Here is a 22,759-nt window from a genome sequence, read left to right as displayed (position 1 = left end):
TTTTCTTTTTAATTACGTTTACTATTAATTCTAATTTTGTGAAATTATCTACTTTTTTGATTACCCCCCGCTACGCGGCCGCGGGCTTGCTCCTTGGCCTTGGCAGCTTGTTAGCGGGTTGTTCTTATACGTCGGTAGTACCACCGGCGCAGCCGGCCTGCGCGCTGCCCACCACGGTTTCGTATAAAACTGACGTACTGCCTATCCTCACGCTGGACTGCCGTAACTCCTGCCACAATCCACAATTGCTGCAAGGCAATTTCAACATGGATGACTTCACGCAGGTGCAGTACTGGGCCACCACGGAGAACGGCAAAACGGGTATTCCCTGGATGCTGGGCAATATTCGGCACGACCCCGGCTTCAACAACATGCCGCAAGTAGGCGATAAGCTGGACGACTGCAAAATCGCCACCATCAAAGCTTGGATTGATGCTGGTGCGCTCAATAACTAGCCTCGGTGCCCCAGCATCTGGCTTACTCCCTACCCCCCTCCCGTAGCGTATGACTGACTACTTACCGCGCCTGGGCTGCCTGCTGGTGGCCTTGTTGCTGGGGCTGGGCAGTCCGGGGTCGGCGTGGGGCCAAGGCAAGTACATGACTAGGGCCGGCCACATCTCGTTCTTTTCGGCCTCCATTATGGAGGACATTGAGGCCCGCAACGATAAAGTAGCGGCCGTTTTTGACCTCAGCAGCGGCCAGATAGCCTTTTCGGTGCCAATTCATGACTTCCAGTTCAAGCGCACCCTCATGCAGGAGCACTTCAACGAGAACTACATGGAGTCGGATAAATATCCTAAGGCCACCTTCACGGGGCAGCTCGTGAACGCGGCGCAGGTGCTGAAGCAGCTGCCCGGCGGCGGCCAGAACGTGGAAGCCGAGGGCAGCCTGACGCTGCACGGCGTGACGCGCAAGGCCATCGTGACGGGCACCTTGCAACTGCGCGATGGACAACTGGTGGTATTTGCCTACTTCAACATTGCCCCGGCCGACTTCGCCATCGACATTCCGATGCTGGTGCGCGAGCACATTGCCAAGTCGGTGAGCGTGCGCATTAATCTGGCTTGCGAAGCGCTGAACCCGGCCCTGGTTTCTCAACCCTGACTTTCTTTTATCCTTACTTTTTATGAATCAATTAGTTACTAAACTTTCGCTCCTTTGCCTGCTGCTGGTGGTGGGGGTAGCCCCGGCTGCCTGGGCCCAGGCCGACCTACTGGGCCAGCTGGAAAAGGAAACCAAGAAGGACGAGCCTAGCCAAGTGGTAGACGCCACGTTCAAGGCGACGCGCCTCATCAATGGCCACACTGTGCAAACACCCGGCGAGGGCACCATGGTTTTTTTAATTCAGCACCGCTTCGGAGCCATCAACAGCGGAGCGTACCAGTTTTTCGGGCTTGACTACGCGCAGCTGCGGCTGGGCTTTGAGTATGCCGTTACCGACCGCTTTGAGGTGGGAATCGGGCGCTCGTCGATGCTCAAAACCTACGACGGGTTCTTGAAATACAAGGCCATTCAGCAAACAACGGGCACGCACGCAGTGCCGGTATCGGTTACGCTCTTCTCGTCGGCAGCCATCGCCACGGAGCAATACGCTGATAACATTGACCACACTCTGGGGCGGCGCACGGCCTATACGTATCAGGCCCTGATTGCGCGCAAGTTCAATTCAGACCTCTCGCTCCAGCTGATGCCCACGCTGGTGCACCGCAACCTGGTGATGAACGAAGGCGAAAAGAACGATGTGTATGCAATGGGCATCGGCGGGCGCTACAAGCTTACTAAGCGCTTTTCGCTCAATGCAGAGTACTACTACCTGCTGCCGGGCTACACCGCCGACCACTTCCGCAACTCGCTGGCGCTGGGTGTCGATATTGAGACGGGCGGGCACATCTTCCAACTGCACGTCACTAACTCGCCTAGTATGATTGAGCAACAGTTCATCACCCAGACGACGGGCAGCTTCTTCAAAGGCTTCATCTATCCGGGCTTCAACATCAGCCGCAACTTTACGGTGAAGCAGCGGCGGCACTAGCGGCGGCAACCTTATATACTAGCTAGTAAGCGGGCAACAGCTACCAGGCCCCGGCACTTTCTCGTTCGCGCAGGTAGCCGCAGGGGTGCCGGGTCTTGGTAGCTGAGTTCCTACCCCTTGCCGGCCGCGTAAGACTTTGGAGAGCCAACCGCTAGCCAGCGTCCAACTCGGCTGGGAAAGTAAGCTGGAAAAATGCTTGACTGAATTGATAGTTTTCTGACTTTTTTGAACCGAATACCGCCTACTTTCAAGTTTAAGAATAAAGAATGCGCAAATAGTATTAAGTGCTGATTAAGTAGAAAAGTACCTTTACTGGTATCCTTTTCACCCATCCACTTCAAGTACTCACACTATGAAATCCGTTTTACTCGCGGTGCTCATGTTGTTCGTTTTGCTTGCCAGGCCGTTTGGCGCGGCAGCACAAGAACAACTTATTCAGGGCACAGTAAAAGACACTAAGGGCGAGCCCATGATTGGGGCTACCGTCCGCGTGAAGGGCGGCACAGCCGGCTCGACCGTAGACGCCAATGGCAATTTCCAACTGGGCGTGCCAAATCCGACTTCGACGCTAGTCGTCAGCTTCACGGGCATGACCACCCAGGAAGTGCCGCTCCAGGGCCGCTCGAACATCAACGTAGTGCTCGACGCTAGCGCGCAGAGCCTCAACGACGTAGTGGTAATTGGCTACGGCACGGCTCGTAAGAGCGACCTTACGGGCTCGGTGGCTTCGGTCAGCAACGCCCAGCTTACGCAGGTAGCTACCTCTGACCCGGTGCAGGCCCTACAAGGCCGCGTAGCCGGCGTGCAGATTACCTCCAACAGCGGCCAGCCCGGCTCGGGTACCCGCATCCGGGTGCGGGGGGTAGGCACTATTAACAACAGCGACCCGCTGTACGTGGTTGACGGGATTCAGACGGGGGACATTAGCTTCTTGCTACCCACTGATATCGAGTCAACTGAGATTTTGAAAGATGCCTCGGCCACCGCCATCTACGGCTCGCGCGGGGCTAACGGCGTCGTAATCATTACGACCAAGCACGGCAAGGCGGGCAAAACGCAGTTTAACCTGTATGGCTACACTGGTTTTCAGCAAATCCGCAAGAAGCTCGACCTGGCGAACGCCCAGCAGTACGCTACGCTCGTGACGGAAGCCTACGCCAACGGCGGTGCCCCGGTGCCAAGCGACTACTCGGCTCTGCTGCAAAGCGCCCTGACGGGTGGTCAGCCGGGTTTCAACTACCAGGATTTTGTAACCCAGCGGGGCCTGATTCAGACCTACAGCCTGTCGGCTTCGGGTGGTACCGAGCAGAACCGCTACCTGATAAGCGGCAACTACTTCCAGCAAGATGGTATTATCCAAGCCTCGGGCCTGAAGAAGTACGTGATACGCCTCAACGACGACGTGATACTGACCAAGCGTATCAAGGCGGGCGTGGCGGGCACTTTCACCGCGGCTAGTCTGCTGGGCGCGGGCGATGGCACGGGCAACGCCTTCTACAGCACGGTGCTCCAGAATGCCATTCAGGCCAACCCCATCACGTCGCCTTACAACGCCGACGGCTCTTACTCCTACAACAACATCACGAGTTTCACGCCCAACCTGGCGCGCTACCTCACCGAGCAGGAACTCAACAAAACGCAAACCGCCACGCTGTTTTCGAATGCCTATCTGGACGTGACCATCCTGAAGGGCCTGACTTTCCGCTCAACGTTTGGTATCACTTATGGGAATAACCACCCCAAGCAGTACCAGCCGCAGTACTTCCTGGGCCCTAACGACCAGCGTTCGCAGAGCGCGCTAACCGAGACGCGCATCGAAAACATAGCCTGGGTATGGTCTAACTACGTGAACTACACCCTGGATATGGGCGAAAACAGCTCGTTCTCGGCTACACTGGGCCAGGAGTCGCAGCGCAGCTACGCCAATGGTATCGGTATTCGGGCCTTCAATGTGCCGGCCGATGCGTCGCTTCAGTATCTCAACTCGGCTCTCAGCCCCAATTACACGCTCACTACGCCTACCCCCTACGATGCGAGCTTGCTCTCCTATTTTGGCCGGGCCAACTACAACTACCGCGACCGCTACCTCGTGACGGGTACCCTGCGCTTCGACCAGACCTCGAAGTTTCTACCGGCTCAGCGCACGGGCACATTCCCCTCGGTGGGCGTGGCCTGGAACATCTCTAATGAGGAATTCCTGAAGAGCGTGACGGCTATCTCGCAGCTTAAGTTCCGGGCCAGTTACGGGGAGGTAGGTAACCAGAATGCTGCCCCCAACTACGGCTACGCCTCTACGGCCGTCAACAACCAGAACTACGTATTCGGGCCCGACAAGGCGAAGAACCCCGGCTTGGCCATCGCCACGCTCAACAACCCGAACCTGAAGTGGGAAACGGCCGTCACCACCGACTTTGGTATCGACGCGGCTTTTCTGAACAACAAGCTGACTTTCACCGGCGACTACTTCGAGCGGCGCACCAAGAACATGATTGCCCTGCTGCCAGTACCCGACTACGTGGGCCAGGCTCCAGCTGCCGCTAACGTGGCTTCGCTCCGCAACCGGGGGGTAGAGCTAGCCCTGAACTACCGCGATGCCATTGGCAAACTTCAGTACAACGTGGGCGTGAATGTCACCAAGATTAACAACCTCATCACCGACCTGGGCGGGGCTACCCCCATTGTCAGCGGCAACGTACTCTCGCAAATTGGCAACACGACCCGCACTGATGTGGGCCACGAAGTAGCTTACTTCTACGGCCTGCAATCGACGGGCATCTTCCACTCGCAGGCCGAGGTGGATGGCTATAAGAACGCAGCTGGTGGGGCCTTGCAGCCTGGTGCTAAGCCCGGCGATGTACGCTACCAAGACGTGAACGGCGACGGCAAAATCGATTCCAACGACTACACGTACCTGGGCAGCGCTACCCCCAAGTTCACCTATGGTGCCTCGCTGAACCTCTCGTACAGCAGCTTCGACTTCAAGATTTTGATATATGGCGTGAAAGGTGCCGACGCGATTAATGCCGGGGCCTTCAACCTATCGAAATCGAGTAACTTCGCGGGCTTGTGGACCAACTTCTACGCCGACCGCATGGACCGCTGGACGCCTAGCAACCCTAACAGCGACCAGCCCCGCGTAACATCCAATGACACCAACAACGGGGGCGGCTACAACGACAAGTTTAGCAGCCGCTACGTGGAAGACGCCAGCTACCTGCGCGCTCGCAACATGGAGCTGGGCTACTCGTTGTCGCCCTCGGTACTCAACAAGTTCCAAATCACGGGCTTCCGTATATTTGCTTCGGTTGATAACGTGTTTACCATCACGAAGTACCGCGGCCTCGACCCCGAGATTTCGGCTACGGGCTATTACAACAACCCGCTGGCCTACGGCGTCGATTTCGGCAACTACCCCCAGCCGCGCACTTATCGCCTGGGCTTCAACGTTCAATTTTAACAATATAACCAACCGCAACAGATGAAAACTGCACAAGCAGCTCGCCTCATAGCGCTTTCGGTAGGCCTGGTAGTCGCCCAAGGGTGTAAACAAAGCTTCCTCGACAAACAACCACTGGGCACTATTACCCAGGGCAATCTTTTTAACGACCCCACTAATGCCGTGCAAGCGGTAAATGCCATCTACGATGTTGCTTCCTGGGACCAAGGCCCCAAGTTTGGGGTAGGCGATTACGTGGGCCAGACCTACGAGTGGATGTTTGGGGACGTCATGAGCGATGATGCCGCGAAAGGCAGCACGCCCAGCGACTTCACGCCTCTTGTCGAGCTGAAAACCTGGACAATGGGGCCCGGTAACAGCCCGCTCGGTACCCTGTGGGTACACAGCTTTACGGGGGTAGCACGTGCTAATACGGTTATTAACAACATTGATGCTGGCACCATCGACCCCAGCCTGAAGAGCCGACTGAAGGGCGAAGCCCTGTTCCTGCGCGCTTACTTCTACTTCAACTTGGTGAAGTCGTTTGGCGGCGTGCCGCTGTTTGAGAAGGCTGTGCTGCCGACTGAAGAAGCTACGGTGACTCGCGCCAGCATTTCGGACACCTACGCTTTCATCGAGAAAGACCTGAAAGCTGCCTTAGCCTTGCTGCCAGAAAAGAATGCCTACGCCAGCGCCGACCTCGGCCGCGCTACTAAGGGTGCGGCTAATAGCTACCTGGCCCGCGCTATCATGTACCAGCTTGGCACCGACAATACCAACAAGCACACCTGGCAGGAAGTGTACGACCTGACTACTACTGTCATCAGCTCGACGCAGTACAGCTTGCTGCCTAATTACGCCGCTATCCACCAAACGGTGGGTGAGAATAGCAGTGAGTCGGTATTTGAGATTCAGTTTGCTACTTCCAACGACACTTACGGCCCCATTATGACGGGCACGACTAACAACGTGTTCCAGAATAACCGCGTTACGACCAAGGATGCCAGCGGGGCCAACATACCGGGCACCGGCTGGGGATACGGTTTCAACAACCCCACTCAAAACCTGGTCAATGAGTTTGAGCCCAACGACCCGCGCCTAGAGGCCACCGTGTACAAAAACAACGACATCGTGCTCGGTCTACCCGAGACTATCGACTTGTCGCAAAACGACACAGGATATCTGAGCCGGAAAGTAGCTATTTTGGTGCCCATTGCCAACCAGGCTGGCCCCCAGAATATCCGGAAAATGCGCTATGCTGACATCCTGTTGATGAAGGCCGAAGCCGCCGCTCAGCTCGGTAAGAGCGGTGAGGCTGTTGTATTAGTAAACCAAGTACGCGCCCGCGCCCGCACCTCGACCCGGCCGCCGGGTGCCACCACGGTGGGCACCTCTGACAACTACGCGCCTACCAATGCGCCCGCCGGCACCCTGCCGGACATCTCAGCCGGCTTGTCGGGCTCGGCGCTGCTCACTGCCATCTGGCACGAGCGCCGGGTAGAACTAGCCGAGGAGTCGCTACGCTTCTGGGACCTGGTGCGCACGGGTCGTTACTTCGGCGTACTGCCCCCCGACGTGGCCGGCCGCGCCATGATGCACAGCGTCACGACGGGCGTAGTGAATCCTATTCCGCTGCTGCCCATCGAACTGAACGATGCCCAGACCTGGCACCTGCCCCAAAACCCTGGCTTCTAACCGACCAAAAAGGGCCTACCCCTCCAAAGAAAAGCGACCCGCCTAGCCAGGCGGGTCGCTTTTCTTTGGAGGGGTAGGCCCTACGCCGTGATGCCTTCGGCTACTACTTCCTTCACCTCGGGCACCATGCGCTTGAGCAGGTTTTCGATGCCCGACTTCAGCGTGACCGTGGCCGAGGGGCAGCCCGAGCACGAGCCTTGCAGGTTCACGGTCACAATGCCGTCGTGGAAGCTCTTGAAGGTGATATTGCCACCGTCCTGCTCCACGGCGGGGCGCACGTAGTTATCGAGCAGGTCAATAATTTTCTGCGATGTGAAACCATTTTGCTCGGTCGGGTCGCCGGCGCTGGCAGCTTGGGCAGCCTTCTGCTCGGCAGCGGGGTCTACCAAAAATAGCTCGCCGCCAGCCTCCACGTAGCTCTTAATGAACTGACGCAGTTCGGGGATGATGCTGGTCCAACCCAACTCGGGCTGCGTTTTGGTGATAGTGACGAAATTTTGGGCGATGAATACCCGGCCCACGTAGTCGAAGCCGAATAGCTCTTGGGCGATGGGCGAGTTGGCCGCCGCGTCCAGGGTAGGGTAGTCCACGCTCACGCCATCGGGCAGCAGGGTAGAGTTGAGCACGAATTTCATGCTCTCAGGATTGGGCGACGCCTCGGCGTAGATGGAGACAGTAGACATATCGTGGGGTTGGTTAGGGTTCCTAGGTTCTGACTCCTAGTTTAGATTCAATACAAACTAGCAGCCAGAACCTAGGAACAAGGAATTAGAAACTTAGTTCTAAAGCCGGTTGGCGCGGGCGCGCAACAGCAAGTCGGCCAGCACGAGCTGCGTCATAGCTTCTACGATGGGCACGGCGCGGGGCAGCACGCAAGCATCGTGGCGGCCGCGGCCCGCCAACTCCACCGCCTCGCCGGCCTGGTTGATGGTTTGCTGGGTTTGCAGGATGGTAGCCACCGGCTTGAAGGCCACCCGAAAGTACACGTCCTGGCCGTTGGAGATGCCACCCTGGCTGCCGCCGCTGTGATTAGTGCGAGTGCGCACATGGCCGGCTTCATCGGTATAAAAGGGGTCATTGTGCTCGGAGCCCGGCAATTTAGTCCCCTCAAATCCAGAGCCAAACTCGAAGCCCTTCACCGCATTTATGCTGAGTAGCGCGTGGCCCAGCACGGCGGGTAGCTTATCGAACACGGGCTCACCGAGGCCGGGCGGCAGGCCGGTAGCCACGCCGGTTACTACCCCCCCCACTGTGTCGTGGGCCGCCTGCGCGGCGCGGATGCGGGCCTCCATGCGGGCGGCGGCGGCGGCGTCGGGGCAGCGCACGGGGTTACTATCGATGAGGCTCAGGTCCAGCTCCTCGTAGGGTTTGCCGACTTCTACCTCGCCCACGGCCGAAACGTAAGCCTTCACCTCCACCCCAAAATGCGCCAGCAGTGTGGCGGCCACGGCCCCGGCGGCCACGCGGGCGGCCGTTTCGCGGGCCGAGCTGCGGCCGCCGCCGCGGTAGTCGCGGCGGCCATATTTGGCATCGTAGGTGTAGTCGGCGTGGCTGGGGCGGTAAGCGCTGGCAATGTGCGAGTAATCGTCGGAGCGCTGGTCAGCATTAGGTATGAATAGGCTGATGGGCGTGCCCGTGGTCAGGCCCTCAAACGTGCCCGACTGCACCTGCACGCGGTCGGCCTCCTGGCGGGGGGTAGTGAGCGCCGACTGTCCCGGCCGCCGCCTATCCAGCGCCGCCTGAATGGCGGCCGGCTCCAGAGCCAGCCCCGCCGGGCAGCCGTCAATAATAACCCCAATCCCGACTCCGTGCGACTCGCCGAAGGTGGTGATGCGAAAAAGCGTTCCGAAAGAGTTTGACAAAGCCGGGTAAGGGGGTAAAAGGGTTGAGGGGTAAGCGGGTAAGGGGGTAGGGGGCATTTAGCCTTGCGAGCGCAGCGCGGCAATCGCCCCCTACCCCACTACTACCCTTTCACCCCCCTACCCCCGCTCACCCGCAAAGTTACTCCGCCCGCCACCAGCCCACTACGGCCAGCGTGAGCAGGGCGACCAGTAACCCAGCGGCATAGCGCCCCACTTGCTGGTACACGTCAAGGGGTTGCAGCTGGGTTTCGGCGCGGGCCAGGGCGGTGCTGTAAAAGGGGTCGGCCTCGGGGTTGGCGCGAGGGGTAGGGCGGTTGGGGCCGCTCACCAGCAGCCGCAACGCGGGCCGCAGCGTGTCGTAGCGGCTTGCCGAAGGGTTGAAAAATGGTAGCTGCCAGAGGCTGTCTAGTGGCAGCGGGCCGGCGCGGCGGGCCACCAGCCGGTAGCGAAAGCTCTTGCGAAAGCGGCCCTCCGGCAGGGCTTCCTCCTTTAAGTCGGGCCCGAATATTTCCAGCCCGGCGCGGGGCCGCAGGGTGGGTGGCCCCAGGGCAGCCGGGTTGCCGGCTCCCTCTACCCCAAACGTGTACGTGAACGCCTCGCCGGTGCGAAAGCTGGCGGGACTCACAGCCTCGCGCAACAGGTAGTCGCCCACTGCCACGCCGCCCGGTGGGGGTAGAGCGCGCACGGCCACCCGCCGCGGGGCCGACATATACGTTTTGTACATGGCCAGGCGCTCGTTATCACCCGGCGCGGGCTTTTTGAGCAGCCGAAACTTGGTCAGAGTCAGGTGCAGGGCCGGAAATTGCAGGTCTTGGGCCGTGAGGGGGTAGTAGGTACCGGCCGCCAACCGGAAGCGCAGCAGCACCGGCTGGCCTGGCTGGCGCACGGTATCGGGCAGCGGCGAAGGGTCAGGAGCGGGCACCTGCCAGGTGGTGGGCTGGCGCAATTGGCGCAGCAGCTCGGTCAGCTGGTTGTTGAAATCGTAGAAATTGAGTACTGCCTGGTCGGCGGGCCGCAGGTAGAAATATAGGCTCACGCGCACGCCCTGGCCCACGTACACGCGCTCGTGGTCGGCCTCCAGGGCCAGGAAAGCCGCGTCGGGTGGCTCGTAAAAATATTTGGGCTTGGGCCGGCCCAGCAGCTGGTCGAGTGAGCCTACGGCGGCCGCGCCCGGCGGCACATCGGCGGCGTTGGGCGGGGCCGCGCCCACCCGCACCCGGCCGCCGGGGCTATGCAACAGCTGCCCGTTCACGGTCAGCGTGAAGGCCGGCACCACGTAGCTGCCCTCGGCGTAGGGCAGGTAAAGCTGCGTCACGGTCAGCTCGGTGCGGCGGGCTCCGCCCGGCAGCAGGCGCGTGGTTACGCTTTTGATGAGCTTACCCTTGCGAAAACCTTCCAGCTCGGGAAAATCGGGCTGGCTGGCCAGCGGCGCGCCCCGCAGCCGAAAAGCCAGCGGAAAAGGCTCGGTCAGGGGCACGGCAGCGGGGGGCGGCACTAGGCTGGCTACCCCGCCCACCGGAGCCGGCTGCGCCCCGGCGGAGAGGCCGAAAAGCAGGCAAAAAACGAATTGCCAACCAGCATGAAACATTTTCTTGAAATAATACCGCAAAAATAGCTTTTTTTCTGATGAAAAATCCAAGTTTGGCACAAAGTTCGTAGATGAGTTGAGTACCAGCAGCGCAGTAAAGCTGGTAGGCAGTTATCGGTGTTTTATCAGTTGCCCGCTATCCATTATCCAAGTTATGCCGCTTCTGGCTTTATCCAGCCCTGAGCACCCTTTTATCTTTATGTTAGCCTACGTTAGCTTATTGTTACTATTAATTATCTATTAAAAGCCGGCCTCCCCTGGAGGCCGGCTTTTATCTTATAGTTTACTTATTAAATTCTTCCAACATTTTACCCGTTTTACTTTTTCGCCCATGCCTACCCCTACCCCCTCGGGCCACTCCGCGCGGCCTACTTCACCTGCTGCCGCCGGCCAGCCTTTGCTGATGCCCATCAAGCGGCGCTCGTTTTTTATGTATGCCGGTGCTACGGCTGGGGCTACGGCCCTGGTGCTGGCGGGCTGCAAAAAGGACGATAACACTACCCCTACCAGCAGCAACGTCACATTTGTGGCCGGCGACGTGGGCATTCTCAACTACGCCTACGCGCTGGAGCAGCTCGAAGCCGCCTTCTACGCGCAGGTGGTGAAGACGCCGGCCGCCGACTTCCAGACGGGTGAGCTGGCGTATTTCACGCAGGTAGCTACCCACGAAGCTATTCACCGCGACTTTTTTAAGGCGGCCATCAACCGCGACGCATCGGGCCAACTGATTCAGGACCTGACGCCCATCTTTACGAGCATCGACTTTACCAAGCGGGCTACGGTGCTGGCTGCCGCCCAAGCGTTTGAGGACACCGGCGTGCAGGCCTACAACGGGGCGGGCGCACTCATCAAGAATGCCGCTTACCTGGTGCTGGCCGGCAAAATAGTGTCGGTAGAAGCCCGCCACGCGGCCTACATCCGCGACCTGCTGTATCCCGGCGACCCCAACAATTTCTTCGCCGGCGATAACCAGGTAGACCCTAGCTCGGGCCTCGATAAGAACCCGCTCAAGCCCTCGGCCGTGGTGGCGGCCATCCAGAAATACGTGGTGCAACCCCTCGATGCCAGCCAGCTCGGCTAAGCGCTTTTCTTCTTATCCTTTGCTATCCTTTGTATGAATTTTTTCGCTATTATTGACCAGCTCGCTGAGGCCGACGCTGATTTTCTGGCCCGCTTCGACTCGCGCCGCGCCGTGTTCAAGCACCTGGGCACGGTGGCCCAGCGCACGGCCCTGGCCGCTACCCCCGTCCTGCTGGCTGGGGTGTTTCAGAAAGCCTACGCCGGCACCAACGCCGATTCGCCCGTCGATATCCTCAACTACGCCCTGACACTGGAATACCTGGAGGCCGATTTCTACGCCAAGTTTATTGCCTCGGGCCTGGTGCCGACCGGCGCGCCCACCACGGCCATCACCAAGATAAAGCAGCACGAAGACGGCCACGTGAACTTGCTCAAAGGCACCATTTCGGCGCTGGGCGGCACGCCTACGGCCCCGGTGCAGTTCAGCCAGTCGGTGTTTAATGCTAATAACAGCTACGCCGCCCTGCTCACCATTGCCCAGGTATTAGAAGACACCGGCGTGCGGGCCTACAAGGGCCGCGCTGCCGAGTTGGTGGTAGGGGCCAGCAACGGCCTGACCGCCTCCACCCAGGTCACGCTGCTGACCACGGCTCTCCAGATTCACTCGGTAGAGGCGCGCCACGCGGCCCACATTCGCCTGATGCGCGGCCAGACGCCTTGGGTGAGCAACAGCGACGATGTGGCCAGCAACCCCGCCTACACCGGCGCTACCCCCGAAACCAACATTATCCAGTCGAACGTGGACCTGACGACCAGCCTGGCCTCGATGTACAAAGCGGCCGACGTGGCCGCCGCCTTCGACGAGCCCCTGACCCCGGCCGAAGTATTGGATAAATCGCGGGCCGGTGGTTTGGTACAATAGACGCTAGCCTAGCTACTTAGCTAAGCTCGACACTAGAAGAGGCGGCCTGCGGGCCGCCTCTTTTTTTTTGGTCTTTTTAACTCGGCTTTACGATAAAAGATGCTTGTTGACAATCAAATAATTACTTACTACCGGCTGCTTCAGCTGCCGTTGCGACCGTCGCTGTTGGCTTCACCCTGGCGCGCCCGGCTCCGTAGAGAGGCCAAAAAGCTCGTAGCCAGTGGGGCGTCCCTACCCCCTGCCGGGCCAGCAAGCTGCCTTTTTTATTCCTTTTTCCACTTTCCTTTTTCGTATGCCTACCCTCTTGTCCCCGGATTCTCCGTCGCGGGAAGCCACCCCCGACCAGCCACTGTACACGCCCATCAAGCGGCGCTCGTTTTTCATGTATGCCGGGGCTACGGCCGGCGCAACCGCCCTAGTACTGGCGGGCTGCAAAAAAGATAGTAGCAACTCCACGCCTGGCGCTATCGACGTGGGCTCGGGCGACTACGGCGTGCTTAACTACGCCTACGCCCTGGAGCAGCTGGAAGCAGCATTCTATGCAAATGTGTTGACGGGCAGCTACTTCGCTGGCGCTACGCCGGCTGAAAAGCAAATCTTTACGGACCTGGCGCTACACGAAAAAATTCACGCTGACTTTTTCAAAACGGCGCTCGGCAGCAATGCCATTCAGGCGCTGATGCCGGATTTTTCGTCCATCACCTTCAGCGACCGCACCAGCGTGCTGAATGCCGCGCAGGCATTTGAGGACCTGGGCGTGCAGGCCTACAACGGCGCGGGCCGCTTCATCACAAACGTAGATTATCTGACGCTGGCCGGCAAAATAGTATCGGTAGAGGCCCGCCACGCGGCCCTTATCCGTGACCTGATTTCCTATAACTCTTTTGTGGGCCCGGTAGCTGGCGCAACGGTAACGGGCAACGCCGTGATTGACCCTAGCCTAACCAGCGCTACCGCCCGTCAGGAACAGTCGAAGTCGCCGGCTACGGTGTTGATGACAGCCAATACGTTCTTAGCTGCTGGCTCTAAGGTTTCGGCTAATAGCCTGGTTTAAGTCCAACGTTCTCTTTATCCACAACTTAGCTTTTATCTTAGCATGGACTTCTTCCAGATTCTTAACGACATTTCCAAAGTAGACACCGACGTGTACGACCGGTTCGACACGCGCCGCCAGGTGTTTAAACACATGGGTGGCCTGGGCAAAAAAGTAACGGCGGCAACCCTGCCAGCGTTGCTGAGCACGGTATTTACCAAAGCCTACGGCCAGACCACGACCGCCCTACCCCAGATTATTATTGATACGCTTAACCTGGCGCTGAGCCTGGAGTATCTGGAGTTTTACTACTACTCGCAAGGGGTAACCAGCGGTTTGTTCACGGGCAATGACCTGAACGCCATTAGCATTATTCGTGATGATGAGCAGGGCCACATTAATGCCCTGAAAATGGTGCTGGGCGCGGCGGCCATTCCTGACCCTACCCCCGCTTCTTACGATTACACGGCCGGCGGCAACCTAACGCCGTTTGCCAGCGCGGCCATGTACCTGGGCACCTCGCAGGGCTTTGTGGACACGGGCGTACGGGCCTACAAGGGCGGCGCGGCCAACCTCATTGGCGACCCCACGGCTGGCAAGGCCATCCTGACGGCCGCCCTGAACATTCACTCGGTAGAGGCGCGGCACTCGTCGCACATCCGCTCGATGCGCCGGGGCTACAGCACGGGCACGGCCAATACCAATGGCACCGGCATCGTTGGTCTCGAAGCTGGTGGCCCCGGCAACCTGGTGCCCAAAAGCTGGCTCTCGCTGCAAGAAAATGGTGGGCCAGCGCCTACCAAAACAGTAGCTAACCTTGGTGGGCCGGCCGGCGGGCCGCTCACGGCCGCCGTGTACGCCGCGGGCACCGATGCCACCAAATATCCGGCTGATGACAATGTGATGCAGGCGGGCATAAATGTGCAAACCAATGCCACTGCTCCGGCAGGCCTGACCATCACGACAGCCGCTGCTAGTGAGGCCTTTGACGAGCCGCTCGACGCTGCGGCCGTGAAGGCTATTGCCCGCAATTTTATCACGCCATTGGGCCAATCCAAGGGTTTATTCGCATAAATTTTAGCGAGCCTAAAATCCAGCCAGGCGCCACTTCCCGTATGGGGAGTGGCGCTTTTGCTTACCAGGCTTCCGCCCTGCTCTGGTTCGTCGTAATTAGTAGCTGGAGCATTATCACCAAAAAAGTAAACTTTGGGATTTATCCACTAACTGGTAACCTGAACCATACTAACAGCCGTAAGGGGCCCGGTAGCTCGGCTAACAATTCAATTTTTCCTTTTTCCTTTTTTATGTCAACCAAAACCATCCCTAGTTCGCAGCCCCAGACGACTGACCTGGAAAAGCCGCTGTACACGCCCATTAAGCGGCGCTCGTTCTTCATGTACGCTGGGGCTACGGCCGGCGCGACCGCGCTGGTGCTGGCTGGTTGCAAGAAGGATGATAGCACTACCCCCACGCCGGCGGCCGGCACGGTAAGCCTGGGCAACGGCAACCTCAGCGTGCTGCAATATGCTTACTCACTGGAGCAACTCGAAGCCGCGTTCTACGCGCAAGTGGTGAAGACCCCGGCCAGCGACTTCGCGCCTATCGAACTGGCTTACTTCACGCAGGTGGCAACCCACGAGGCTATCCACCGCGATTTCTTCAAGGCGGCCATTACCAACGTAGCCAAAGGTACGCCGATTATGGACCTGACGCCCGATTTCAGCTCTATCGACTTCACCAAGCGGGCCGGAGTGCTAGGCGCAGCCAAGGCGTTTGAAGACCTGGGGGTATCGGCCTACAACGGAGCCGGTAAGCTTATTTCGAACTCCGATGCCAACGGCGCTGCTTACCTCACGCTGGCCGGCAAAATCGTGTCGGTTGAAGCCCGCCACGCGGCTTACGTGCGTGACCTGCTTAACCCCGGCTCGTTTGCCGCCGACGACCAGGTAGACCCCGCCTCCGGCCTCGACATGTCCATGACGCCAGTCGCCGTTATCACGGCCGCGCAGAAGTACGTCAAGCAGACTATCGACGCCAGCCAGGTAGGCAAGTAATTCTTTCTCTCTCGTAAGTATCTCATCGCCATGAATTTCCTCAATATCCTTACCCAGCTGGCCGAAGTTGACTCCGATGTCCTCGACCGCCTCAACCCGCGCCGCGCCGTGTTCGCCTCGCTCGGCACGGTAGCCAAGCGCTCGGCGCTGGCCGCTACCCCCGTGCTACTCGCTTCTATGTTCCAGAAGGCCTACGCGGGCACCAACGCAGGCAACCCGGTAGACGTTTTTAATTATGCGCTGACATTGGAGCAATTGGAGGCTGACTTTTATAACAAAGTGCAGGCTTCACCTTTCTTCCTGACGGCTTCGGCGGCTGACCAAGCTGCTATTAAGCAAATCAGCAAGCATGAAACCGCGCACGTGGCATTGTTAACGACGGTTGTTCAAGGCATTGGCGGTACGCCCGTAACTGGTAACACTTTCAAGACCTCGGTTTTCGCTACTCTGACTTCGTTCGCAGCTCAGCTACAAGTGGCTCAGCTTCTGGAAGATACTGGTGTACGCGCCTACAAAGGCCGCGCCACTGACCTGCAAGGCATCGCTGATGTGAATATTCCAGGTGTAGGCACGATTAACCCACTGGAATCAGCTCTTCGTATCCACTCGGTGGAGGCGCGCCACGCGGCTCACATCCGTGGTATGCGTATGCAAACCGCTTGGATTAGCGGTACTGGCGACCTAGACACACAAGCTACCTACCAGGGTGCTACGCCCGAAAGCAACACCACGCAAGCCGGTTACAACCTGACGATGGCCGGTGTTATTACTCCCAGCGTAACGTACTCAGCTACTGATGTAGCCGCTGCGTTTGACGAGATTTTGACTCCTGCGGAAGTATTAGCAATTGCCATGCCGCTCATCGGGGCTTAGTTCCAACGCTGGCTTTTAAATAGCTGTTCAAAAAACGCCGGTTCCTTAAACGGGAGCCGGCGTTTTTTTGCGCCCAGCCCTACCCCCTTGCTGGGCTAATGACCAGCAAGGGGGTAGGGCTGGCTGGGGCGTACTTTTACATTCTATTCTCCTCTACTTTTTATGCCCATTCCTTTTTCGGCCGCGCCGTCGGCGCTGGCCGACTATCCTCCGCGGCCGGTTGATGCCGGGCGGCGCTCCTTCGTGAAATACGCCGGGGCCACGGCCGCCGCACTGGCCCTGGCCGGCTGCAAAAAGCACCAGCAGATACCCGGCGTGGTGGAGGTGGGCAGCGGCGATGCCGGGGCCCTCAACTTCGCCTACGCCCAAGAGCAGCTGCAAGCGGCTTTCTACGCCCAGGTGCTGGCCGGGGATTATTTCAGAAACCTGGCGGCGGGCAGCGCCGAGCAGCAGGTCTTTACGGATATAGCCCGGCACGAACGCATCCATACCGACTTCCTCAAGGCGTTGATTATCCAGGGCAAGGCCACGCCCATTCAGGTGCTAACCGTTGATTTTAGCGCGGTGAATTTCGGCGACCGCCACGCGGTGCTGAGCACGGCCCAGCTGCTGGAAGACACGGGGGTAGCGGCCTACAACGGGGTAGCGCGCTTTTTTACGGTGCCCGCCTACCTGCTGCTGGCCGCCAAAATCGTATCGGTCGAGGCGCGCCACGCCGCCCTTATCCGCGACTTGCTCACGCCCAACTCCTTCGTTGCTAACGATGTAGTAACCCTCGCCGAAGGCACCAGCCTGGAGCGCCCGCAAACTCCCAGCCAAGTAGCCGCCATCTTCAATACCTTCCTGGCACCCGGCTCCACGCTCGACGTAACGGGCCTGTACTAGCCGGCTACCGACGCATCCTTTTTCTTCCCTGCTCTATGCCTATTCCGCCCCTGGCCGCGGCCGGCTTTCCTGCTCCGCTGCTTAGCTTCCTACCGCCCATGCGGCGGCGGGGTTTTCTGCGGTATGCCGGGGCCACGGCTGGCACGGCGGCGCTGGTAGTGGCGGGCTGCGCCAAAAATGGGGCTACCCCCGCTACTACCGACGTAGGGGCCGGCGACGTCGGGGCCCTGAACCTGGTATTCGCCCTCAAGCAGGTGGAGACCGCTTTCTACGCCCAGGTGGTGGCGGGCAGCTACTATACCGCGCTATCTGCTACCTCGGCCAACTACCAGATTCTGAGCGACCTAGTGCGGCACGAGCGCCTCCACCTCGATTTCCTGCGCTCGGTGCTGGCCTCTAATGCCCTGCGGCCGCTGACCCTGATGCCGCTGACCGATAAAGTAGACGTGACGACCCTGGCTACCCCCGCCGGCTCGGCCCGGCCCGGTATCTGGCAGGCGGCCCAACAGCTGGAAGACTTGGGCGTGGCCGTCTGCAACGGGGCCGCGCCGTACTGCGTATCGGCGGCCTACCTTACGCTACTGAGCAAAATCACGTCGGTCGAGGCCCGGCACGCGGCTCTCTTGCGCGACCTGCGGCTGGCCGACGATGCCAGCCTGGGCGCGGCCTACTTCATCGGCCCCGATATCATTGCCCCCGACACGCACCAGGAAAAAGTGCAGTTGCCCGCCTCCCTACTTCCCACCCTGAACGCCTACCTGGCCGCCGACTCGCAGCTGACGGCCGTTCGGCTCATGTAGCTCCACCCCCGGCTTTTATCCCAACAACTTATCCACCATGAAGCTAGTACAGCTTTTTGCCGGCTTAGCGCGGCTCGATGCCGGGGCAGCGGCGCAGCTAGGCTCGCGCCGGCAGCTGGTGCGCTACCTGGGCGGCGCGGGGCGGGCCGTGGCGGGGGCCGCCCTGCCGGGCCTGCTCAGCGGCCTGCCGCGCCGGGCCGCCGCGCAGGCTGCTACCCTCTCTGGCCCGGCCACCGACGCGCTAACGCTGGTGGTGCAGCTGGGCTACCTGCAACTGTATCTGTATCAGCAAGGGGTGGCCCTGTTTGCGGGCAACGACCAGGCGGCCCTGCTGGCCATTATGGCCGACGAGCAAGCACACCTGACCACGCTGCAGGCCGACCTGGGCCTGGCGACCACCGCAGTTGCCCAAGCTACGAGTTTTGACTATACCGCCGTTGGCCAGCTCACGCCTTTTGCCGACGCGCCGAGCTTCCTGGCGCTGGCGCAGGTACTGGAAGACTTAAGCGTGCGCGCCTACAAAACGGCCTTGGCCACCCTCATTGGCAACCAAGCCGAGCAACGCACCGTGCTGGGCATCCACACGGTGCAGGCGCGCCACGCCTCGCACATCCGTACGATGCGGCGGGGGGGGGTAGGCGTGGCCGGGGCCGACGGCGGCGGGCCAGCCGACAGCCTCCCTAAAAGCTGGGTGTCGGAGCAGGAGGGCGGCGGGCCGGTGCCGGCAGTCACGGCAGCTATTTACGGCCCCGGCGCGCAGGCCACGGCCACTACCCCCGCCTACCCAGCCGAAGACAATACTACGCAGGCTCAGCTCGACTTACTCGTGAATACAGTAGCGCTTAGTGATAAATTACAAATAACAAAGTATGTGGCCAGCGAGGCTTTTGATGAGCCGCTGGATGGCAAGTCGGTGAAAGCTATCGCGCTACAATTTGTGGCTCAGGGCAATCCGGCCAAGCTGTTTTTATAGCCAAAAAACGGGTGGCAGTCGGCCACAACTCCCATTTTTGGTTTACGTATAGGGTAAGCCGCGCTCGCGGCCTACCCCTCCCATCCCACCCCACCCGCTATGTTGGACTACGCAAAAATGATTTTACTGAAGGTGAGCTTTAGTAAACTCCTCTTCGAGAAGGAATTGCGCAAAGCCGTGCGCACTATTCTGCCCGAAGAGCTGGCCGACTTCAAAACCTGGTGCTACCAGCAGTTTGCGCGCCTGTATCGCCGCGTACTCAAGCGCGTGTTTTCGCAGGCGCACCCTCTACCCCGCCTCAGCGCCTGAGCCCGAGGGCAACTGCCCGGTTACAAACCGGATGTTGCGCTTCAGCCCCTCGTAGCCGGTGCGCTTGAGCGCCGATTGCCGGAACAACTCCTGAAAAACTTCGTGGGTAATCTCCTGCCAGTCACTGACCGACAGCTCCTTCAGCTTTTCGTTGGGTTGAAATTGAGCTTCCTGTGTAGGCTTAGAAAAGCGGTTCCAGGGACATACATCCTGGCAGATGTCGCAGCCGAACACCCAGTTGCCAAGCTGCCCGGCCACGTTTTGGGGTATCAGCTGGTCTTTTAGCTCAATGGTGAAGTAGCTGATGCACTTGCTGCCATCCACCACGTAGGGCTCGGTAATGGCCTGCGTGGGGCAGGCGTCGAGGCACTTGGTGCAGGTGCCGCAGTAATCGCGGATGGCCCCGTCGTAGGCCAATTCCACGTCCACAATTAGCTCGGCAATGAAGTAGAATGAGCCCGCGCCGGGCGTGATGAGGTTGGAGTTTTTTCCTACCCACCCCAGCCCGCCGCGCTTGGCCCAGGCTTTGTCCAGCACCGGGGCCGAGTCTACGAAGCAGCGCCCGCCCACCTCGCCAATATTGGCCTGCATATCAGCCAGCAGCGTTTTGAGCTTGTCTTTGATGACGAAGTGGTAGTCGCGCCCGTAGGCATACTTGCTGATTTGCAGCGTATCGGCGGGCTGCTGCGCCTCGGTGGGGGGGTAGTAATTAAGCAGCAGTGAAATCACCGACTTGGCCCCATCCACGAGCCGGCGCGGGTCGAGGCGCTTGTCGAAGTGGTTTTCCATCCAGCTCATTTGCCCGTGCATTCCCTTTTTCAGCCAGTTTTCGAGGCGCGGCGCTTCGTCTTCCAGAAACTCCGCCCTAGAAATGCCGCAGGCCATGAAGCCTAGCTCGGCGGCCCGGCGCTTGATGTAGGGCGTCCATTCGGCGTGCAGCAGCATCAGGCGGGCGTGCCGGGGTAGGGCAGCAGTTTCAGGCCGGGGATGAAGTAAAAGTCGCGCTGGTTTTTAGTAAGCAGGGGCGCAGCGTGGTGGACCGCCGTAGCGGCAATAAGTGCGTCAGCCAGACGCAGCCCTTTGCCCAGGCTGAAACCAAGTAGCCAGCAGTCAGCCAACGCGCCGATTTCGGCCTCTAACGGCAGCAGTTGATAGCGCTTGAGCAGCTTTTCAGTGCGTTGCAAAAACTCCCGGTTGGAACTACCAATTATCAACTCCATGCGCACAATTGCGCTGACCGACAGCGGCGCAGCCCTTTCCAGGTAAGCCAATTCGCGCAACGCTATTTGGTCGCCCCGTTGGAAATCAATCAGTGCATCCGTATCAACGCAAAAAAAGTCACTCATTTTGCGCCCCATTGCTCGTCCCGCAACTTTCTAATGTAGGCCGTACTGTCGCGCATGTCCTCGCGGTCGGCGTACATCCCAAACACTTCGGGGTCGGCCCAGCGTGTTAGTTCTTCTTCTGTAAGTGGCGTTTGCCGGCTGTAGCGCAGCTTTAATTCGAGTACCAACTCCTCCACTTTCAATTTGGCCTCGTCCGGCAAGCACTCGATTTCTTTCACTAGCTGCAAAGTTTCCATTGTTGAAAGGTACGTTTAAAAACAAAAACGCGCCACTAACTGCGGCGCGTTCCTTTTCCTATTTCTTCGCTAAACTAGCGGATAATACTACTGCGTTATTTCCCCAAACAGGTCGCCGTTGTTACCGCGCAAGTGATTGGGCAGCAGGCGGCCCAGGTGCTGATAAGCGGCCTCCGTGGCTTCCCTACCCCGCGCCGTGCGCTTGATGTAGCCCTCCTGAATGAGGAAGGGCTCGTAGACTTCCTCAATGGTTTCGCCCTCTTCGCCGCAGGCCGTGGCAATGGTGCTGATACCCACCGGGCCACCCTTAAACTTGTCGATAATGGTGGTCAGGATGCGCTTATCCATATCGTCGAGGCCGCGGGCGTCCACGTCGAGCGCATTCAGGGCAAACTGCGCAATCTCGACCGTGATGGTGCCGTTGCCCTTGATTTGGGCGAAGTCGCGGGTGCGGCGCAGCAGGTTGTTGGCGATGCGGGGCGTGCCCCGCGAGCGCCGCGCAATCTCGTAGGCCGCGTCCTCGTGAATGGGCGTCTGCAATATTTCGGCCGAGCGCAACACGATGGTCGTGAGCAGCTTGGAATCATAGTACTCCAGGCGGGCCGCGATGCCAAAGCGCGCGCGCAACGGAGCCGTGAGCATTCCCGAGCGCGTGGTAGCCCCAATGAGCGTGAAGGGCGACAGCGAAATCTGCACCGAGCGGGCATTAGGTCCCGAGTCGAGCATGATGTCGATGCGGTAATCCTCCATCGCCGAGTAGAGATATTCTTCCACCACGGGGTTGAGGCGATGAATCTCATCGATGAAGAGCACGTCGTGCGGCTCCAGGTTGGTGAGCAGGCCAGCCAGGTCGGAGGGCTTATCGAGCACCGGGCCACTGGTCATCTTAATGCCTGCGCCCAGCTCGTTGGCGATGATGTGCGAGAGCGTGGTTTTGCCCAGGCCGGGGGGGCCGTGCAGCAGCACGTGGTCGAGGGCATCGCCGCGTTGTTTGGCGGCGGCCACAAACACCTTGAGGTTTTCCAGAATCTTGTCCTGGCCCGTGAAATCGCTGAAACTCAGCGGCCGCAGGGCCTTGTCAATGTCTTTATCGGTGGCATCAAACTGTTCGTTGCCGCCGGTGAGATAGGCTTCGCGCATAGGGCTGAGGGGTGGAGGGCTGCTTGTTGAATACTACCCGCAACCGGGTAGCAGACTAACCAAATTAGTTAGCAAAAAGCTCCCGGCCGCGCGCTAAAAACCAATCTACTCCCGCGGTAGCAACACCTCAATTTCGAGGTGCAGCCAGTCGTCTTCCCAGGCTTTGTGGGCCAGGCGGGCACTGAGGGGGTAGCCGGCATCGAGTAGGCGGGCCACGGTTTCGTTGCGGGTTTCGGGCAGGTAGCCGAGCCAGACGCTGCTTTTGTCTGTGGCGGGGCCAGAGTGAACTTTCACGGCCCAGTCGTCATACTTGCTATCGGCCTCGCGCTCTAGGCGCAGGGCCTGGCCCACCTTCAGCTTTTTTTCCTGAACGGGCAGCTCGGGGCGGTGCGAAGTGCCCGCGACGAGGCATTCCAGTAACACGAGGGGCGTAGTGGCAGTGCCCACGACAGCGGCGGCTGGGTTCTTCATGCGGCCAAATTACGGTGCGGGCCGCATGTTTGAGTTGGCGGCGCGGCGAGTTCTCACCAGTTGGGCAGTGCCGGCCACTGGCGT

23 protein-coding genes are annotated in these 22,759 nt (G+C 59.5%); 15 read left to right on the top strand and 8 right to left on the bottom strand.

Annotated elements, in window-relative coordinates; translation table 11 throughout:
• Positions 1 to 38: 38 nt before the first annotated feature.
• From LC531_RS00215 to LC531_RS00195, 5 genes are all read left to right on the top strand, one after another.
• A complete protein-coding gene (locus LC531_RS00215) occupies positions 39 to 455 on the top strand; it encodes a hypothetical protein (RefSeq protein ID WP_223648309.1) in 417 nt (138 codons plus the stop codon).
• Between the two features lie 49 nt (positions 456 to 504).
• The gene (locus tag LC531_RS00210) at positions 505 to 1,104 is read left to right on the top strand and encodes a YceI family protein (protein WP_223648308.1); all 600 of its coding nucleotides are present in this window, start codon (positions 505 to 507) and stop codon (positions 1,102 to 1,104) included.
• Positions 1,105 to 1,126: 22 nt separating this feature from the next.
• Positions 1,127 to 2,032, top strand: coding sequence for a DUF5777 family beta-barrel protein (locus LC531_RS00205; protein ID WP_223648307.1), 906 nt, complete (start codon positions 1,127 to 1,129; stop codon positions 2,030 to 2,032).
• 352 nt (positions 2,033 to 2,384) lie between these two features.
• The gene (locus LC531_RS00200) at positions 2,385 to 5,489 is read left to right on the top strand and encodes a SusC/RagA family TonB-linked outer membrane protein (protein WP_223648306.1); all 3,105 of its coding nucleotides are present in this window, start codon (positions 2,385 to 2,387) and stop codon (positions 5,487 to 5,489) included.
• Between the two features lie 21 nt (positions 5,490 to 5,510).
• Positions 5,511 to 7,163, top strand: coding sequence for a RagB/SusD family nutrient uptake outer membrane protein (locus LC531_RS00195; protein WP_223648305.1), 1,653 nt, complete (start codon positions 5,511 to 5,513; stop codon positions 7,161 to 7,163).
• An 80-nt stretch (positions 7,164 to 7,243) separates the two neighbouring features.
• Here LC531_RS00195 and LC531_RS00190 read toward each other — a convergent pair whose 3' ends face one another.
• The 3 genes from LC531_RS00190 to LC531_RS00180 form a co-directional block, all read right to left on the bottom strand.
• Positions 7,244 to 7,846, bottom strand: a complete 603-nt coding sequence (locus LC531_RS00190) for a NifU family protein (RefSeq protein WP_223648304.1) — start codon at positions 7,844 to 7,846, stop codon at positions 7,244 to 7,246.
• 99 nt (positions 7,847 to 7,945) lie between these two features.
• Positions 7,946 to 9,025, bottom strand: coding sequence for a chorismate synthase (gene aroC / locus LC531_RS00185; protein ID WP_223648303.1), 1,080 nt, complete (start codon positions 9,023 to 9,025; stop codon positions 7,946 to 7,948).
• 139 nt (positions 9,026 to 9,164) lie between these two features.
• The gene (locus LC531_RS00180; RefSeq protein WP_223648302.1) at positions 9,165 to 10,613 is read right to left on the bottom strand and encodes a BatD family protein; all 1,449 of its coding nucleotides are present in this window, start codon (positions 10,611 to 10,613) and stop codon (positions 9,165 to 9,167) included.
• 331 nt (positions 10,614 to 10,944) lie between these two features.
• Between LC531_RS00180 and LC531_RS00175 the strand changes: the two genes are divergently transcribed.
• From LC531_RS00175 to LC531_RS00130, 10 genes are all read left to right on the top strand, one after another.
• Positions 10,945 to 11,694, top strand: a complete 750-nt coding sequence (locus LC531_RS00175) for a ferritin-like domain-containing protein (RefSeq protein ID WP_223648301.1) — start codon at positions 10,945 to 10,947, stop codon at positions 11,692 to 11,694.
• A 33-nt stretch (positions 11,695 to 11,727) separates the two neighbouring features.
• Positions 11,728 to 12,555 carry a ferritin-like domain-containing protein gene (locus LC531_RS00170; protein ID WP_223648300.1) on the top strand — a complete coding sequence of 276 codons (828 nt, stop codon included), beginning with the start codon at positions 11,728 to 11,730 and terminating at the stop codon, positions 12,553 to 12,555.
• A 292-nt stretch (positions 12,556 to 12,847) separates the two neighbouring features.
• Positions 12,848 to 13,609 carry a ferritin-like domain-containing protein gene (locus tag LC531_RS00165; RefSeq protein ID WP_223648299.1) on the top strand — a complete coding sequence of 254 codons (762 nt, stop codon included), beginning with the start codon at positions 12,848 to 12,850 and terminating at the stop codon, positions 13,607 to 13,609.
• Positions 13,610 to 13,651: 42 nt separating this feature from the next.
• Positions 13,652 to 14,662: a ferritin-like domain-containing protein gene (locus LC531_RS00160; RefSeq protein WP_223648298.1), complete on the top strand. Its 1,011-nt coding sequence runs from the start codon at positions 13,652 to 13,654 to the stop codon at positions 14,660 to 14,662.
• Positions 14,663 to 14,892: 230 nt separating this feature from the next.
• Entirely contained in the window at positions 14,893 to 15,642 is a 750-nt protein-coding gene (locus tag LC531_RS00155) for a ferritin-like domain-containing protein (RefSeq protein ID WP_223648297.1), read from the top strand.
• 30 nt (positions 15,643 to 15,672) lie between these two features.
• Positions 15,673 to 16,515, top strand: a complete 843-nt coding sequence (locus tag LC531_RS00150) for a ferritin-like domain-containing protein (protein WP_223648296.1) — start codon at positions 15,673 to 15,675, stop codon at positions 16,513 to 16,515.
• 162 nt (positions 16,516 to 16,677) lie between these two features.
• Positions 16,678 to 17,400, top strand: coding sequence for a ferritin-like domain-containing protein (locus LC531_RS00145; RefSeq protein WP_223648295.1), 723 nt, complete (start codon positions 16,678 to 16,680; stop codon positions 17,398 to 17,400).
• Between the two features lie 35 nt (positions 17,401 to 17,435).
• On the top strand, positions 17,436 to 18,200 hold the full coding sequence (locus tag LC531_RS00140; RefSeq protein WP_223648294.1) for a ferritin-like domain-containing protein: 765 nt from the start codon (positions 17,436 to 17,438) through the stop codon (positions 18,198 to 18,200).
• A gap of 37 nt (positions 18,201 to 18,237) precedes the next feature.
• The gene (locus LC531_RS00135; RefSeq protein ID WP_223648293.1) at positions 18,238 to 19,173 is read left to right on the top strand and encodes a ferritin-like domain-containing protein; all 936 of its coding nucleotides are present in this window, start codon (positions 18,238 to 18,240) and stop codon (positions 19,171 to 19,173) included.
• A gap of 99 nt (positions 19,174 to 19,272) precedes the next feature.
• Entirely contained in the window at positions 19,273 to 19,482 is a 210-nt protein-coding gene (locus tag LC531_RS00130) for a hypothetical protein (RefSeq protein WP_223648292.1), read from the top strand.
• On the opposite strand, the gene queG is transcribed toward LC531_RS00130, so the two are convergent.
• From queG to LC531_RS00105, 5 genes are all read right to left on the bottom strand, one after another.
• The gene (gene queG, locus LC531_RS00125; protein WP_223648291.1) at positions 19,462 to 20,427 is read right to left on the bottom strand and encodes a tRNA epoxyqueuosine(34) reductase QueG; all 966 of its coding nucleotides are present in this window, start codon (positions 20,425 to 20,427) and stop codon (positions 19,462 to 19,464) included. The two genes, LC531_RS00130 and queG, sit on opposite strands and share 21 nt — an antisense overlap.
• Complete coding sequence (locus tag LC531_RS00120) at positions 20,427 to 20,828, bottom strand: type II toxin-antitoxin system VapC family toxin (RefSeq protein WP_223648290.1); 402 nt, start codon at positions 20,826 to 20,828, stop codon at positions 20,427 to 20,429. The genes queG and LC531_RS00120 overlap by 1 nt, the downstream gene beginning before the upstream one ends.
• The gene (locus LC531_RS00115) at positions 20,825 to 21,064 is read right to left on the bottom strand and encodes a hypothetical protein (RefSeq protein ID WP_223648289.1); all 240 of its coding nucleotides are present in this window, start codon (positions 21,062 to 21,064) and stop codon (positions 20,825 to 20,827) included. The genes LC531_RS00120 and LC531_RS00115 overlap by 4 nt, the downstream gene beginning before the upstream one ends.
• A gap of 87 nt (positions 21,065 to 21,151) precedes the next feature.
• Positions 21,152 to 22,204, bottom strand: a complete 1,053-nt coding sequence (gene ruvB / locus LC531_RS00110) for a Holliday junction branch migration DNA helicase RuvB (protein WP_223648288.1) — start codon at positions 22,202 to 22,204, stop codon at positions 21,152 to 21,154.
• A gap of 105 nt (positions 22,205 to 22,309) precedes the next feature.
• A complete protein-coding gene (locus LC531_RS00105; protein WP_223648287.1) occupies positions 22,310 to 22,675 on the bottom strand; it encodes an HIRAN domain-containing protein in 366 nt (121 codons plus the stop codon).
• Positions 22,676 to 22,759: the final 84 nt, after the last annotated feature.

The sequence above is a fragment of the Hymenobacter psoromatis genome (assembly GCF_020012125.1).
GTDB classification, from domain to species: Bacteria; Bacteroidota; Bacteroidia; order Cytophagales; family Hymenobacteraceae; genus Hymenobacter; species Hymenobacter psoromatis.
This window is presented reverse-complemented; position numbering and strand designations above follow the sequence as displayed.